This window comes from Kitasatospora sp. NPDC058032 (genome assembly GCF_042885845.1).
Classification (GTDB): domain Bacteria; phylum Actinomycetota; class Actinomycetes; order Streptomycetales; family Streptomycetaceae; genus Kitasatospora.
This window is the reverse complement of record NZ_JBHVRK010000001.1, coordinates 533,761-546,610: the sequence shown is the minus strand read 5'-3', so window position 1 is coordinate 546,610 and position 12,850 is coordinate 533,761. Positions and strand designations below refer to the sequence as shown.

General features: G+C 74.1%; 14 protein-coding genes and 1 pseudogene. 6 read left to right on the top strand and 9 right to left on the bottom strand.

What is annotated here, in order from left to right; translation table 11 throughout:
• Nucleotides 1-242 precede the first annotated feature (242 nt).
• Entirely contained in the window at nucleotides 243-782 is a 540-nt protein-coding gene (locus tag ACFVUH_RS02400; protein WP_387910622.1) for a GNAT family N-acetyltransferase, read from the bottom strand.
• 79 nt (nucleotides 783-861) lie between these two features.
• Between ACFVUH_RS02400 and ACFVUH_RS02395 the strand changes: the two genes are divergently transcribed.
• Complete coding sequence (locus ACFVUH_RS02395; protein ID WP_387910620.1) at nucleotides 862-1,320, top strand: GNAT family N-acetyltransferase; 459 nt, start codon at nucleotides 862-864, stop codon at nucleotides 1,318-1,320.
• Nucleotides 1,321-1,366: 46 nt separating this feature from the next.
• Nucleotides 1,367-1,948: a GNAT family N-acetyltransferase gene (locus tag ACFVUH_RS02390; protein ID WP_387910619.1), complete on the top strand. Its 582-nt coding sequence runs from the start codon at nucleotides 1,367-1,369 to the stop codon at nucleotides 1,946-1,948.
• A 114-nt stretch (nucleotides 1,949-2,062) separates the two neighbouring features.
• On the opposite strand, the gene ACFVUH_RS02385 is transcribed toward ACFVUH_RS02390, so the two are convergent.
• Nucleotides 2,063-3,097, bottom strand: coding sequence for an SGNH/GDSL hydrolase family protein (locus tag ACFVUH_RS02385; RefSeq protein ID WP_387910618.1), 1,035 nt, complete (start codon nucleotides 3,095-3,097; stop codon nucleotides 2,063-2,065).
• A gap of 189 nt (nucleotides 3,098-3,286) precedes the next feature.
• Between ACFVUH_RS02385 and ACFVUH_RS02380 the strand changes: the two genes are divergently transcribed.
• On the top strand, nucleotides 3,287-4,105 hold the full coding sequence (locus ACFVUH_RS02380; protein WP_387910616.1) for a HEAT repeat domain-containing protein: 819 nt from the start codon (nucleotides 3,287-3,289) through the stop codon (nucleotides 4,103-4,105).
• Nucleotides 4,106-4,150: 45 nt separating this feature from the next.
• Here the strand turns inward: ACFVUH_RS02380 and ACFVUH_RS02375 are convergent, their stop codons facing one another.
• From ACFVUH_RS02375 to ACFVUH_RS02365, 3 genes and pseudogenes are all read right to left on the bottom strand, one after another.
• A complete protein-coding gene (locus ACFVUH_RS02375) occupies nucleotides 4,151-4,801 on the bottom strand; it encodes a GNAT family N-acetyltransferase (RefSeq protein ID WP_387910615.1) in 651 nt (216 codons plus the stop codon).
• Between the two features lie 92 nt (nucleotides 4,802-4,893).
• Nucleotides 4,894-7,008 (bottom strand): HEAT repeat domain-containing protein, encoded by a 2,115-nt coding sequence (locus ACFVUH_RS02370; protein ID WP_387910613.1) that lies wholly within the window; start codon nucleotides 7,006-7,008, stop codon nucleotides 4,894-4,896.
• Nucleotides 7,009-7,050: 42 nt separating this feature from the next.
• Nucleotides 7,051-7,335 (bottom strand): annotated as a pseudogene (locus tag ACFVUH_RS02365) (ArsI/CadI family heavy metal resistance metalloenzyme); the annotation flags it as partial.
• A gap of 314 nt (nucleotides 7,336-7,649) precedes the next feature.
• Here ACFVUH_RS02365 and ACFVUH_RS02360 point away from each other — a divergent pair.
• The gene (locus ACFVUH_RS02360) at nucleotides 7,650-7,823 is read left to right on the top strand and encodes a hypothetical protein (protein WP_387910612.1); all 174 of its coding nucleotides are present in this window, start codon (nucleotides 7,650-7,652) and stop codon (nucleotides 7,821-7,823) included.
• Here ACFVUH_RS02360 and ACFVUH_RS02355 read toward each other — a convergent pair.
• A complete protein-coding gene (locus ACFVUH_RS02355) occupies nucleotides 7,781-8,773 on the bottom strand; it encodes a winged helix-turn-helix domain-containing protein (RefSeq protein WP_387910610.1) in 993 nt (330 codons plus the stop codon). The genes ACFVUH_RS02360 and ACFVUH_RS02355 overlap by 43 nt on opposite strands.
• 371 nt (nucleotides 8,774-9,144) lie before the next feature.
• On the opposite strand from ACFVUH_RS02355, the gene ACFVUH_RS02350 reads away from it, so the two are divergent.
• Complete coding sequence (locus ACFVUH_RS02350) at nucleotides 9,145-10,137, top strand: DUF4331 family protein (protein WP_387910609.1); 993 nt, start codon at nucleotides 9,145-9,147, stop codon at nucleotides 10,135-10,137.
• 121 nt (nucleotides 10,138-10,258) lie between these two features.
• Here the strand turns inward: ACFVUH_RS02350 and ACFVUH_RS02345 are convergent, their stop codons facing one another.
• From ACFVUH_RS02345 to ACFVUH_RS02335, 3 genes are all read right to left on the bottom strand, one after another.
• Complete coding sequence (locus ACFVUH_RS02345; protein WP_355366694.1) at nucleotides 10,259-10,612, bottom strand: hypothetical protein; 354 nt, start codon at nucleotides 10,610-10,612, stop codon at nucleotides 10,259-10,261.
• A 59-nt stretch (nucleotides 10,613-10,671) separates the two neighbouring features.
• Entirely contained in the window at nucleotides 10,672-11,613 is a 942-nt protein-coding gene (locus tag ACFVUH_RS02340) for a metallophosphoesterase (RefSeq protein WP_355366697.1), read from the bottom strand.
• A 130-nt stretch (nucleotides 11,614-11,743) separates the two neighbouring features.
• Complete coding sequence (locus tag ACFVUH_RS02335; protein WP_387910607.1) at nucleotides 11,744-12,400, bottom strand: hypothetical protein; 657 nt, start codon at nucleotides 12,398-12,400, stop codon at nucleotides 11,744-11,746.
• 215 nt (nucleotides 12,401-12,615) lie between these two features.
• Between ACFVUH_RS02335 and ACFVUH_RS02330 the strand changes: the two genes are divergently transcribed.
• On the top strand, nucleotides 12,616-12,840 hold the full coding sequence (locus ACFVUH_RS02330; RefSeq protein ID WP_387910605.1) for a hypothetical protein: 225 nt from the start codon (nucleotides 12,616-12,618) through the stop codon (nucleotides 12,838-12,840).
• Nucleotides 12,841-12,850 lie beyond the last annotated feature (10 nt).

The following is a 12,850-nucleotide window of genomic DNA, read 5'->3' as shown; positions in this document are numbered from 1 at the left end:
TACACCAAGGACCTCTCCGTCGACTGGCCGACGTCCCCCGCGCGAGAACGAGCGGGCCGTCGTCGTGCGTACCCGGCGCGCTGTCGCGACCGTCGCCGGCGAGGGCAACAGGATCACCTTCCACTGGGCGCCTCCCAAGGCGCACTGATCGCACGGCTGGAAGCGGCACGTGCCCGACGCCCTGCGTCCGCGTCCGCGGTTCCGGGGGGGCGAGTCCAGCCCCCCGGCGGCCCGCCGTACGCTCAATCGGACAGCGCGGCCGCCTTTCGCATACCGAGCCACTGCTCGGCGTCCCAGGCCTCGAACCGCTCCACCTCGGTGAACCCCAGCTTCGCCGCCAGTCGCATCGACGCGGCGTTGGCGCTCTGGGTGGTGAGGACGACCGGCTCGCCGGGCAGCACGCCGGCGAGCCAGTCGAGTGCCGCCGCGCACGCCTCGGCCGCGTAGCCGGAGCCCCATGCCTGCGGCAGGAACAGGTAGCCGAGGTCGAGCTTCCCCGCGGCGGCCGGGCGGCGGTGGCCCGTCGCCCTCCGGAGCAGGACCTGTCCGATCATCTCCCCGTCGAGCTCGACGACGAAGCTCCCGGCCCACTGCTCGGGCACCTCGGGCAGTTCGCGTTCGAGCTCCTCGCGCTGCCGGGGCCCACCGAGGTAGGCGTTCACCTCCGGTGAGGCGAGCAGCTCGATGAACGCGGCCCGGTCCCGGGCCTCGGGCTCGCGGAGCACGAGCCTCTCGGTCCTGATCGGTGCGGGCGGCCAGGCTGTCGCTCGGAGATCATCCATTCGCACACGCTAACAGGCCGTCAAACCGCCGAGTGAAATCCCTTCGCCCCGGAAGGGTCGGGCAGGTGATACTCCGCCCATGAATCAGATCCTCTTACGAACTGCCGATCCGGACGAGGCCGAACTGCTCTCGGCGCTGACCCGGCGGTCGAAAGGGCACTGGGGCTATCCGCAGGCGATGCTGGACCGGATGGCGGACGTGCTCTCGATCAGCTCCGCCACCATCCGTGACGGACACGTCGTCGTCGCGGAGCGGGGCGGCACGGTGCTGGGCTACTACCAGCTCGCAGGCGAGCCCCCGCACGGTGAGCTGGCGGACCTGTTCCTCGAGCCCGGGGCGATCGGCACCGGTCTGGGGAGGGCGCTCTGGGAACACGCCCTCACCTCCGCCCGCAGCGCCGGCTTCCACACGCTGACCCTGGAGTCCGACCCCCACGCCGAAGGCTTCTACCTGCGCATGGGCGCCGAGCGCACCGGCGACCGCGAGGTCGCCCCGGGCCGCACCCTCCCGCTCCTGCGGGTCACCCTCGCCCCGTAGTGTCCGCCGGACCATTCATCGAAGAATCGAACTCGGAGTCATACCCGTGGACCCTGTTGTCACCGACCGGCTGGTGCTGCGTTCCTTCACCGAGACGGACCTCGACGACCTGCACGACATCCAGCGCCGCCCGGACGTGACCCGCTACCTGCTGTGGGACACCCGCACCCGGGAGGAGACCCGCACCGCGCTGGCCACCAGGATCACCCAGTCCGAACTCGCCGGGGAGGGCTCCAACCTCGCCGTCGCGGTGGAGCTGCGCGAGTCCGGGCGGCTCATCGGTGAGTTCAACCTCGACTGGCTGAGCGCCGAACTGGGCCGCGCCGAGATCGGTTTCGTGATGAACCCCGACCACGGCGGCCGCGGGTACGCCACCGAAGCCGGCCGCGAGGTGCTGCGGCTGGCGTTCGAACGGCACGGCTTCCACCGGGTGATCGGCCGGTGCAACGGCGACAACGGCGCGTCGATGCGGCTGATGGAGCGCCTCGGCATGCGCCGGGAGGCGTTCTTCGTCCAGGGCGAGCTGCTCAAGGGCGAGCGGGCGGACCTGGCCGTGTACGCGATGCTGGCCACCGAGCGGCCCGGCGCGGACGCCACCGCTCACGCAACTCCCGCCGCCCGGGAGTGACGCCCGGGAGTGACGCCAGGGAGTGACGCCAGGGAGTGAAGTGCGTACGCCGACTTCCGGCTCTGGCAGCGGCCTTGGGGCACCCGCGTGCGGCAGGTCGGAGGCGGCGGGCGGTCAGTGCTCGAGGAGGGCGGCGCGGACGGCCCGTTCGACGTGGGCGGCGGTGTCGGCGTATCCGGCGGCGTTGGGGTGGGCCAGGGTGGTGCGCTTGTCGATCGCCGCGCAGTTCAGGAATGAACCCGGCCAGTGGGCCTCGGCGTTGCCGCAGAGCCCTTCGACCCACCTGGTCCCCTCCGGCCGGCAGGCGTCGTGGCCCACGCTGGGGGCGTAGACGTCGACGTAGCGGTCGCCGAAGGCGTCCGAGACCCGCTGGATCGTGCGGTTCAGCTGCTTGAGGACGTCGTCGCGGAGCCAGTCGATGTCGTCGGCGGTGATCGAGCCCAGCTGGGTGAGGTCGCCGCCGGTGCAGGCGCGGCCCTTCTCCGGCAGGACGGCCGGGTAGCCGACCGTGATCACCTTGGCGTTGGGCGCGGCCCGGTGCACCTTGGCCAGCATGCCGATGAACTGGTCCTGGAGCCGGGCGAGCCTGTCCTGAATGCTCGCCTCGCCCTCGGGCGGATCGGTGTAGTGGCCGCGGCACGACCGGCCGGCCTGGCCCAGTTCGAGGCACTTGATGAGCATGACGCCGAACGGCAGGTCGTTGGCGCCGATCCCGATGGTGACGACGTCGGTGCCGTCGTCCAGTTCGGCTCGCGTGGTCTGCGGATCCACCGCGCTCCAGCCGCCGGCCGGGGGCTGGACCGGGCTGATCGGCGTCTGCCGGGCGGCGGCGATGTCGGCGACGGTGGCGCCGCTGCAGCTGGCGTCGGTCAGCCGGACGGGCCTGCCGCCCGGCGGGGACTCGGCGAGCGCCCGGTCGACGAACTCGGGGTAGGCGTTGGCGGTGCGGTCGCAGCCGTCCCGTGACGCGTCGCCCAGCGCGGGCCGCGGCTCCCCGACGAACACACCGGTGGTGAACGAGTCGCCCAACGCGGCCCACTGGTACTTGTCGGACGCGCCGGCGAGGCCCGAGGGCAGGACCGCCGCGGCCGTCAGCGCCAGCCCGACGGCCATGGCGCGTGCTCGCGGGCGGGGGTCGGCGTGTCGCATGGATCCTCCGTGAGCTGGGAAGCCGGCCGGGCGGAAAGCGGCCCCGGGCGGAACGGACTTGGGCCGAGATCATCCATGCCGACGGCGCGCTCCTCCGGGAGACACGGGCCGACCACCCCTGTTCGGCCGCAATGCTCAGATCATCCGGGTGGTCGCCGCTGTCATTGCGGGCGCATAACATGCCAACTCATGGCGATGTTTGTGCATTTGACGGCAACGGCGAACGCGCCGCGCATCCGGCGGTCCGGGATCCGGGCGGTGAGCCACGGCCAGGACGGCACGCGCGGGGTGTACTGCTTCCCGGTGCTGCCGTCGTACACCCTCACCCACCAGTGGATGCGCGAGCTGGGGCGGTTCGACAGCAGGGGCGGGCGGGTTGCCGTCCACGTCCGGCTGGACGACGCCCAGCCGGTGGAGGTCGGTCCCTACGGCGACCGGTGGCTGCAGCGCCAGCGGACCGTCCCGGCGGCGGAGGCGGTGCGGCGGATCGCGGCGCTGGACGACCCGCGCGGGTGGGAGGTGTTCGTGCCCCGGGCGATCAGGGCGGGGGAGGTGCACCGGATCCGCTCCGCGCCGCAGGTGGTCGGCTGGCGGTACCAGCCGGACGCCCACGGCACCCGCCCCTGCACCTGCTTCGGGTGCCAGGGGCGCGGCGGCTACGGGGCGCGGCGGCTGCGCGAGCGGCTGCCGCACCCGCTGGACGGTCCGCCGCCGCCGACCCGGGTGCTGCTCGCCAGGATCGCGGCGGCGGGCGAGCCGGGCGACCCGGCCCAACTGCGGGAGGCCCTCAAATGGTTCTGGATGCCCGGGCGCACGCGGGGCCCGGTCGACGAACTCGCCCGCCTCGCCGCGCACCCCGACCCCGGCGTGCGGGCGGTCCTGGTGCGGGCGGTCACCGCCTGGTCCACCCCCGGGGTCGGCGAGCTGCTGGACCGGCTCGCCGACGACCCGGACCCGGACGTCCGGGAGGCGGTGGCGGAGGCGAAGGAGGAACGCGCGGCGCGGTGACCGCCCGGGCCTCGGCGGCCGAGGTGGCCGAGGTGGCCGAGGTGCTCAGTCCACGCCGAACCAGGGCAGGCACTCCCGCAGCCCCTCGATCTCCACCGGGACCGACCGGTGCTCCCGCCACTGCTCGGGGCCGAGGCGCAGCCGGCGGAGCACGGCGACCCGCTCGCGCACCACATGGTGCTCGATGCCGTCGTCGCGGTAGCCCAGCTTGCCCGACACCCCCAGCGACGCCGTGTTGTCGGCGTAGGCGCCGGAGACGGCGTGCCGCGCGGCGAGTCCGGCGAAGGCCAGCTGGAGAACGGCAGCGCGCATCTCGGTGCCCAGGCCCTGGCCGTGATGCCTTCTGCCGAGCCACGAGCCGGTGCGGACCTCGCGACGGATCGCGAAGTCCCGGGCGCCGATGCCCTGGGTGCCCACCACGACGCCGTCGTGCAGCGCCACGAGGTTCAACTCCCAGTTCTCCGGCCGCCACTCGCCCCAGCAGCGCCAGTGGTACTGCAGGACGCCCCGGGCCCGCTGCTCCGGCGCGGCGTCCGTCCAGGCGACCGTGAACGGCTGCACGTCCGGGTCGTGCACACCCTCGGCGGCCAGCGACGCCAACGCGGCGAGCTCGTCGGGGCCGGGCAGCCGCAACTCCAACCGGGGGGTGGTCAGCCGCAGTCCGGCAAGCGGCCAGTGTGACGACATCAGGCTCATGGCCGGGAATTCTCCCCGTCTCCCGGCGCTGTGACCAGCGATTTTGTCCGGGTCGAAGGGTGGCTCGGCCTGGTGGCTCGGCCCGACGCGGCTCAGCCGAGCCGGGCGAGGGCGGCGCGGCAGGCGGCGAGCAGCTTCTCATCCTCCTCGATGCTGCCGGACCCGTCGACCCGCTCGGCCAGTTCCAGGTGCGCGCGCAGCAGCGGGGCGGCCGGGGCGGCGGCGGGGCCCATCCGTTCGAGGCAGGGCACCACGCGCCTGGCGGTGTACGGATTCCGCTCCCAGGCCGGAAGCAGGGCGCCGAGCACGGCCGGTGCCTCCGGCGCGCCGCCGATCTCCCAGAGCGCGGCGGCGCCTTGCACGCGGACCCACTCGTACGTGTGGTCCAGCAGCTCCCGCAGGCGCGGCAGCGCGGCGGCCGCCGCCGGGCCGATCGCGCCGAGCACGTCGGTGGCCCCGTCGACCCGGAACGAGATCCCGTCGTCCAGCAGGGCGAGGGCCGGCGGCAGCACCTCGTCCAGGTCCGCCCCGACCGCCCACAGCGCGGCGATCGCGGCGGGCGCCACGTTCGGGTCCGCCGCCGCGTCCAGCGCCGCCAGCTCCCGGATCACCGGCAGGGCGGGCGCCGCCGCCGGGCCGAAGCGCCGCAGCGCGCCCAGTGCCGCGCAGACGACCGTCCACCGCTTCCCCCGCACGGCCCGGTCGAGCACCTCCTCGACCGCGCTCAGCGCGGGCGCGCCCCCGAGGGGCCCCAGGGCGGCGAGTGTCCCGGCCACCTCCGGCACCGTGTGCGGCTGCTCCGGATCGAGGACCCGCAGCCGCTCGACCAGCCCCGGAACCAACGGCTCCGCCGCCGCGTCCGGCAGGCACGTCACCACCTGCACCGCCTGCCAGGCGTCGGCCCCGCCGTCCAGGGCCGCCAGCAGCCCGGGCAGGGCCCGCTCGTCCCCGAGCCGCGCCAGCGCGAGGACGGCCTTCTGGTGGGCCCGGCGCAGCACGGGCGACTCGGCGGCCCAGACCTGCGGGCCGTGCCGCGCGCGCTGGGCGGCGACGAGGGCGGCCAGCGCCGGGCGGGCCGGTCCGGCGACCGGGTGGCAGTCGGCGAGGACGGCGGCGGCCTCGGCGACGACCTCGGGGTGCGGGTCGGCGAGCCGGTCGGCGATCAGGGTGACCAGCGGGCCGTGGTCGCCGCGCCGGGAGCGGATGACCTCCCCGCCCATCCGCAGGGCGTCCAGCCGGGCACCCGGGTCGCCGCTGCTCAGCTGCTCCGCGAGCAGCGCGGTGCGCGCGGAGAGGCGTGCGCCCAGGACCTCGTGGAAGGTGCGCAGCAGGTCGGTGACCGGCGAGTGGACCACCGACTGCCGGGCGAGGTCCTCGAACGCGGCGATGAGGTGGGCCGGCGCACTGCCCGCCCGGGTCGGGAACGCGGGTGCGGGGGCGGGTGCGGGTACGGGCGTGGTGGCGTCGGCCGGGGCCGTCTCCTCGCGCAGCAGGGCGACGGCGCTTCGGACCGTCGCCTCGGCGTCGAACTCCGCTGCGCAGCGGGCCCGGTGGACCACGGCGGCCAGTCGGGTGGCGGGGTCGAGCGCGCGGTCGTCGGCGAGCGCGCCGAGCCAGGCACGCGCGGGCGCCGTCGCCTCGGGCCTGCGCAATGCCAGGCCGGCCGTCGCCTCGACCAGCCGCAGCCGTTCGACCACCCCCGGCTCGGCGGGCAGCTGTTCCCGCAGCACCGCGACGGCGCGCTCCGCGTCGTCGACGAACAGCCCGAGCGCGGGTATCGCGGCCCGCCGTACCAGCGGGTCGCCGTCCGCGGCGAACCCGATGAACGCCTCGGCTCGCTCCCGCATCATCCCCAGGGCCTCGAAGTGCCCCGAGAGGTCGGACGCGTCCTCTGCCGTCCCGCCGACCGCGTCCGCCGAACTGCCGATGCTGACCAGCAGTTCGACCACCGCCGCCCGCCCGGCCACAGCCCCGTCGCCCGCCAACGCGAACAGGAACGGCACGCTCGCGGCCGTGCACCGGTACACGTCGCCCTGGTGGTGCACGGCGCTGTAGAACCTGCTGAGCGCGCCGCTCCACTCCTCCTCCTCGGGAGAGCCGAGCGCCCGCAGCAGGCCCGGCACCTCCTCGGCGGTGCCGTAGGCGTGCTGCATCCGCGCCCAGTCGAGCGCGTCGAGTCCATCGAGCCCATCGAGTCCATCCACCATGCCCGCCACTCTGCCCGCCCCCACTGACACCCGGGGCGTTCGTCAGCCGCAGGCCGTCGCCGCCCCCTCGGCCTTGGCCTCGGCCTTGACGACGTAGACCTCCCAGGGCTCCTTGCCGGGGCCGTGCACCCAGACCTTGTCCTGGACGGCGTAGCAGCAGGAGGTGTTGCTCTCCTCGGAGGTCGCCAGCCCGGCCTCCCGGAGACGGGCGGTCGTGGCGGTGACCTGCTCGGTGCTCCCGACCTCGACGCCGAGGTGGTCCAGCCGGGTGTCCTCGACGGCCCCGCCCTCGATGAGGACGAGCTTGAGCGGGGGCTCGGCGATGGAGCCACGGCGTCCCGGCCGTCCGCCCCATCCGCACCCTCCTCACCGACCTCGCCCTCACCCCCACCACCTGACCACCCACCACTGCCCCGCACGGGAAGTCGGCCCGCCCGACTTCCCGTGCGGGCGTTCGAGTTCCACCCTCGGCCCCGGGAAGTGGATCGCCCTCAGGGACGCGGCTCTTGGCCACGCCGAGCCGTTCGGGTCCTGGTGGGAGCGGTTCGGCACCGCGTGAGGAACGACATCGGCAGCACGCTGCGGGACCTGCGACCGTCCACGTCCAGGACCACCCGGACCACCCCGGCCGCCCGTCCGCCGTGACCGCGAGCGGGCCGCGCGACCTCTGGCGGCTGGTCGAGACCGCCCACACCACCTGGCGTCGCGACCACCGGCCGCGCCGCGAGTGGTTCACCCTCACCGCGACCCCCGGCGGCGCGCAGCTGGTCGGCTACACGGCCCCGGACGGGGAGGCGGCGTCCTGGGTGCTCTGATCGGCGGCCGTGCCGTGGGCGAGTTCGAGGCCGAGGCGGGTGGGGTGGTGGTGGACGCTCTGGCCGTTGCGGATGGTGGCGATGAGGCCGGCGTCGCGCAGGACGGAGGCGTGTCGTGAGGCGGCGGCGGGGGAGACGCCGAGGGTGGCGGCGAGCCGTCCGGTGGTGAGGGCGGGGGTCCGGGCCACGGCGACCAGGGCCGCCGCCCTGGTCGTGCCCAGCAGGGACTGCAAGGCCCGGGGCGGCGTGTGGAGTTCGGGGTCCCGGGTGAGGGGGGTGGCGGCGGTGGGGTAGCTGACGATCACCGCGTCGGCGAGCGGGTTGAAGGTGATGCCGGTGGCGAGCGCGGAGGGCTGGAAGATCAAGGGCCGTCCTTCGAGGGAGTCCACGGAGTCGACCCGGGTGTTCAGCCGCAGGTGGCGCCCGTCCCAGTCGACGGACGGGTGGATCGAGCGCAGCAGGCCGTCCGGGCCGCCGACGGCGGCGTGGGCCCGGGTGGTCGCGGAGGCGGTGGCGACGAGGGAGGAGATGCGCCGGCGGTAGGGGTCCAGCGCGGTGGCCCGCAGGCCGGCGAGGATCCGGTCCAGCGCGGTGGCCGCCCGGGGGTTGCCCTCGGCGAGTGCGCGGGTGAACGGCGTCAGCGCGGAGGACCGGGCCAGGTCCCGCAGATGGGCGACGGCGGGCGGGGAGGCGGGATCGACCGGGGCCGGCGCGGGCTGCACGGCCTCGTCGAAGAAGGCCGGCAGGTAGAGGTCGGTATAGAGGTCGAACAGCCGGTTGTGCCGCGGGTTCCAGGCGCGGGCGACGTCCAGGCGCCACGCCGAGAGGTGGCGGCCGGGCGGCCTGACGATCAAGTGCCGCCCGCTCAGCGCGAGTTCGTACCCGAAGTCGGGCGATTCGGCGACCCGCATCCGGTCGAGGTCGTCGGTCGTCAGACGGATCTGTATCAACGGGGCATCCCTGGCGCGCTCCCTGGCGGTGCTGGCGTGGATCGCTCGATACGCTCGACGACGCTCGAAGCCTTTGCGTCCTCGCGCAAGAGCGTAGCCACCGCGCCGTCGGCAGGGGAGTGTTGGTCGCGACGAAGACATCCTGGACTCCACCCAGGAGCGCAGTACGGCCGCGGGACCGATCGATTTCCCCGGCCCCCTGCCACGGTCGCGGCCGGTGCGCTTCGAGCCGCCGCGACACGGGGGTTGGCAGTGGGTCGCCGCTTCGGCTTCCGGCCGTCCCGTGCTCCTGTCCGCCGATCGGCGGACAGGAGCCGGGTTCGCGGGTGTCCTCCCCGGTCCGCGCGGGGCACCCTGGTAGCTCTACCGCCATGTCCCACCACCTCAGCGGACCGAACCTCCGCTCACCGCGCGGCGATGCCCGGCTGGACCTCACCGACCTGTTCGCCTTCCCGGCCGCCGACGCCCCGGGCCGCACCGTCCTCATCATGAACGTGAACCCCTACGCCCCCACCGGCGGCACGGAGTTCCACCCGGACGCGGTCTACCGCATCAACATCGACAACGACGGTGACAATCGCGCCGACGTCGCGTACTCGTTCACCTTCTCCGCGCCGGGCGGCGGGGGCGCCGGGTCCGCCCAGAGCGTCACCGTCCGCCGCGCGACCGGCGAGGCGGCGCGCAAGCACGAGGACTCGGGCGACGTCGTGTTCGCCGACGCCCCGGTGGCCTTCGGTGGCGCGCCGCACATCATCCCCTCGCCCTACGGCGGGTACCGGCTCTCGGTCGGGCTGCGCAGCGACCCCTTCTTCGCGGACCTCGAAGGGATCGTCAACAACTTCAGCTGGACCGGCAAGGACGCGATGAAGGACGCCAACGTCTTCGGCATCGCCCTCGAAGTGCCGGACGCCGACCTCGGCCCGGAGCCGACGATCGGCGTGTGGGCGCGGGTCAGCCTCCACCAGGACGGGCGGCTCGTCTCGGTCGATCGCGGCGCCCACCCCTCGCTCACCGCCTACTTCAACGCGGAGGAGATCAAGGACGTGTACAACACGGGGGAGCCGGCCGACGACTGGGACACCTACCGTCGGCCGTGGACGGCCGTCCTCCAGCACACCGGCGACTACACCACCGACGCCGCCACCGAGACGCTGAAGCTCGTCCTCCCCGACATCCTGCGCTACGACCGCTCCCGCCCCGCCGCCTATCCCAACGGCCGGACCCTCACCGACGACGTGACCTCGGCCCGCCTCGCCATGATCTCCGGCGGCAAGATCACCAGCGATCACATCCCCCCGCACACCGACCTCCTCCCCGTCTTCCCCCACCTCGGCCACCCCCACCCGTACCCGCCGGCCGGCTAGCCGCCCGCACCGGGGGAGTGGAGAGCCGGCCGCTCCGACTTCCCACTCCCGACCACCCGAGGACGGGGCCGAGGACGGGGCCGAGGGTGCGCCGGGGGCGGGAACCCGGAAATCCTCGCGGTCACCCCGGCAGGAGGCACTGGGACTGCGGGTCGAAGCAGTTGAGGCCCATCGAGGCGGCCAGCTGCGAGGCGTGGACGGCGGCCTCCTCGACCATGCTCCAGCGGATCGGGAAGTAGATCAGCGGGCCGCTCGCCTCCCCGATCAGGGGGCCCGTCGACCAGGGCGAGATGTCGTGCTCGTCCTCGGTCAGGTCGGGCCACCGTTGCAGGAGGGCGGCGACGTAGGCGGCGATGCGGTCGGTCGGGGGGATGTCGGTGCCGACGTACCTCTCGTAGAGGTCGTCGAAGCACTGGCTCGCGGCGGCGTCGTCGGCGGGCCGCTCGCCCTCCCATACAGCAAGGTCGTAACTCATGGGCGCAGCCTGTCATCCGGCACCGACAATCGGGCGCGGCGGTCGGCCGGGCCGCGTGGCTACCGGTGGGCGAGCGGGCGGCGCTCGCCGTAGCGGGCCTCGAACTCGTCGTCGCTGAGGGCGTTGAGCTCCCGGCCGGTGATCCGGCCGGCCATCATGTCGGCGAGGAAGGCCGGCATGGGGGTGGCGCGCATGGCCTCGGTCATCGGGCCGGGGACGATGCGGACCTCGGTGTCGACGCGGCCGTCGGGGTGCAGCCGGTAGGTGCGGTAGCCGGGGCCCTCCAGGATGCGGTTGGGCGCGTCGATGCTCATGAAGCTGGACGGGCAGACGTGGACCGGGCGGCCCTCGAACTCGCCGGAGAGGTCGCCGTGCAGGTGGCCGGCGCCGATCGCCCGGATCGTGGGGAAGTCGCGGACCAGCCGGGTGAGTTCGCGGTAGGTCTCGGTGTCCGGGGCGGTCTGCGGCAGCGGCGGCTGGTGGAGCCAGAGGAAGACGTGCTCCGCCCCCGTGGCGGTCAGGATCGCGCGGGCGCGCTGCTCCTCGACCGGGGTGAGGCCGGGCTGGGCGGCCCGGTGGACCCGGTCGTCGAGGTCGCGGTAGCCGCCGTCGTCGGTGGCCTCGCGCCCGTGGGCGTTGGTGTCGAGCAGCAGCATCAGCCAGTTGCCGACCTGGACGGCGGGCTCGACGTGCACGTTGGGGCGGGGCAGCCGGGCCTGCATCGGGTCGTGCCGGTCGTGGTTGCCGCCGAGGCAGTAGACGGGGGTGGGCAGCGTGTCCAGCATCCCGCCCAGCCGGTCGTAGGCACCGGGCTCGCCGAGGTCCGCCAGGTCGCCGGTGGCGACCACCAGGGCGGCGTCCGCGATCGCGTCCGCCGCGTCGGCGAACACCGCCGCGAGGCCGTCCTCGGGCTCGTGGGCGACGAAGGACCGGGTGCCGGGGGCGGCGCGGAAGTGGGTGTCGGAGATCTGGACGATGCCGATGGTGCCGTCGTGCGTCATGTGCGGCCTCACTCTGGTGGGGCCCGGCCGCGGGTCCGTGGCCGGGCCCCACCCAAGTTAGGGAAGTGGCAGAACTGTCAGATGGCAGTTGTGTAAATTTCTGGCGATCACTTCCTTGCGGTCGATCGAATCAGGCCGCCCTCTCCCACGGCACCTCGGCGGCGAAGCTCGTGCCGAGCAGTCGCACGAGGTTCCAGTAGTCGTCGTCACCGGCCTCCAGCCCGTCGACGATCAGCCGGGCGGAGGGGAACGGGCGGCCGGGCCGCAGTCGCGACAGCTCGATCAGCCGCGCGCGGTCGGCGGCGGTCCGCGCGCTGCCGTCGAGGCCGCCGTCGAGGCCGGCCAGTGCGGCGCGCAGGGTGGGCTGGAAGGTGCCCTCCTCCTCCCAGATCCCTTCGATCTCGTCGAGCTCGATCGTCACGAACGCGCCCGGCGCCTGCTCGACCGCCTGCCGCAGCAGCGCGGCATGGGTGTCGAGCGGACCCTCGGCGGCGAACAGCGCGTTCAGCACCGGCAGCGCCGCGTCGAGCTGCGCGAGTGCCCGCTCCTTCGCCACCAGCGGCGCGGTGGCCTCCACCTCCGCCTCCTCGTCGTCGTCCAGGTCGTCCTCGTCGATCGTGAACACCCCGGTCACGAGGTCCGCCGGCCGGAACATGGCCAGCCAGAGCAGCGGCACGCCGGAGACGTCGTGCGCGATGACCCCGCCTTGCGGATCGAAGCCCTTCAGCTGGCTGGAGGGGTAGAGGGAGGCCACCTCGGTGGTGCAGAGATACGCGTAGTTCGCCATGTCCGGAGGCTAGCGGGCCGCCCTGACCGCGCCGCTGATGAACCGCGGCAGGTGGTCGTCGACGATGGCGGGGCGTTCCCCCGGGCGTCCTGCACCACCACCTCGGCCGGCTCTTCCCCGGAGGCGTCAAGTCCGCATCCCGTACGGTCCGTTGATCGGGTGAACGGCAGGGGAATGTCCGGGAGTCGGGTGAGCGGGGCCGAGAGGCTGGCGGCATGAGCGAGACGACGCAGTCCCTCCGGCCGTTGCGTGGCGCCGCGATGACGAGGATGGCCCTGTCCGTCCTCACCGCGACGGCCGACGCGCCGGAGCCCGAGCCGGCGCCCGAGCGTGGGTGCGAGCGCGAACTCGGGTGCGGGCGCCGGGTGTTCACCGAGCGACGGTCGTGGGACCTCGGGGACGAGGCCACGTCGTTCAGCGTCTACCTGTGGAGTGCCTGAACCGGGAGGA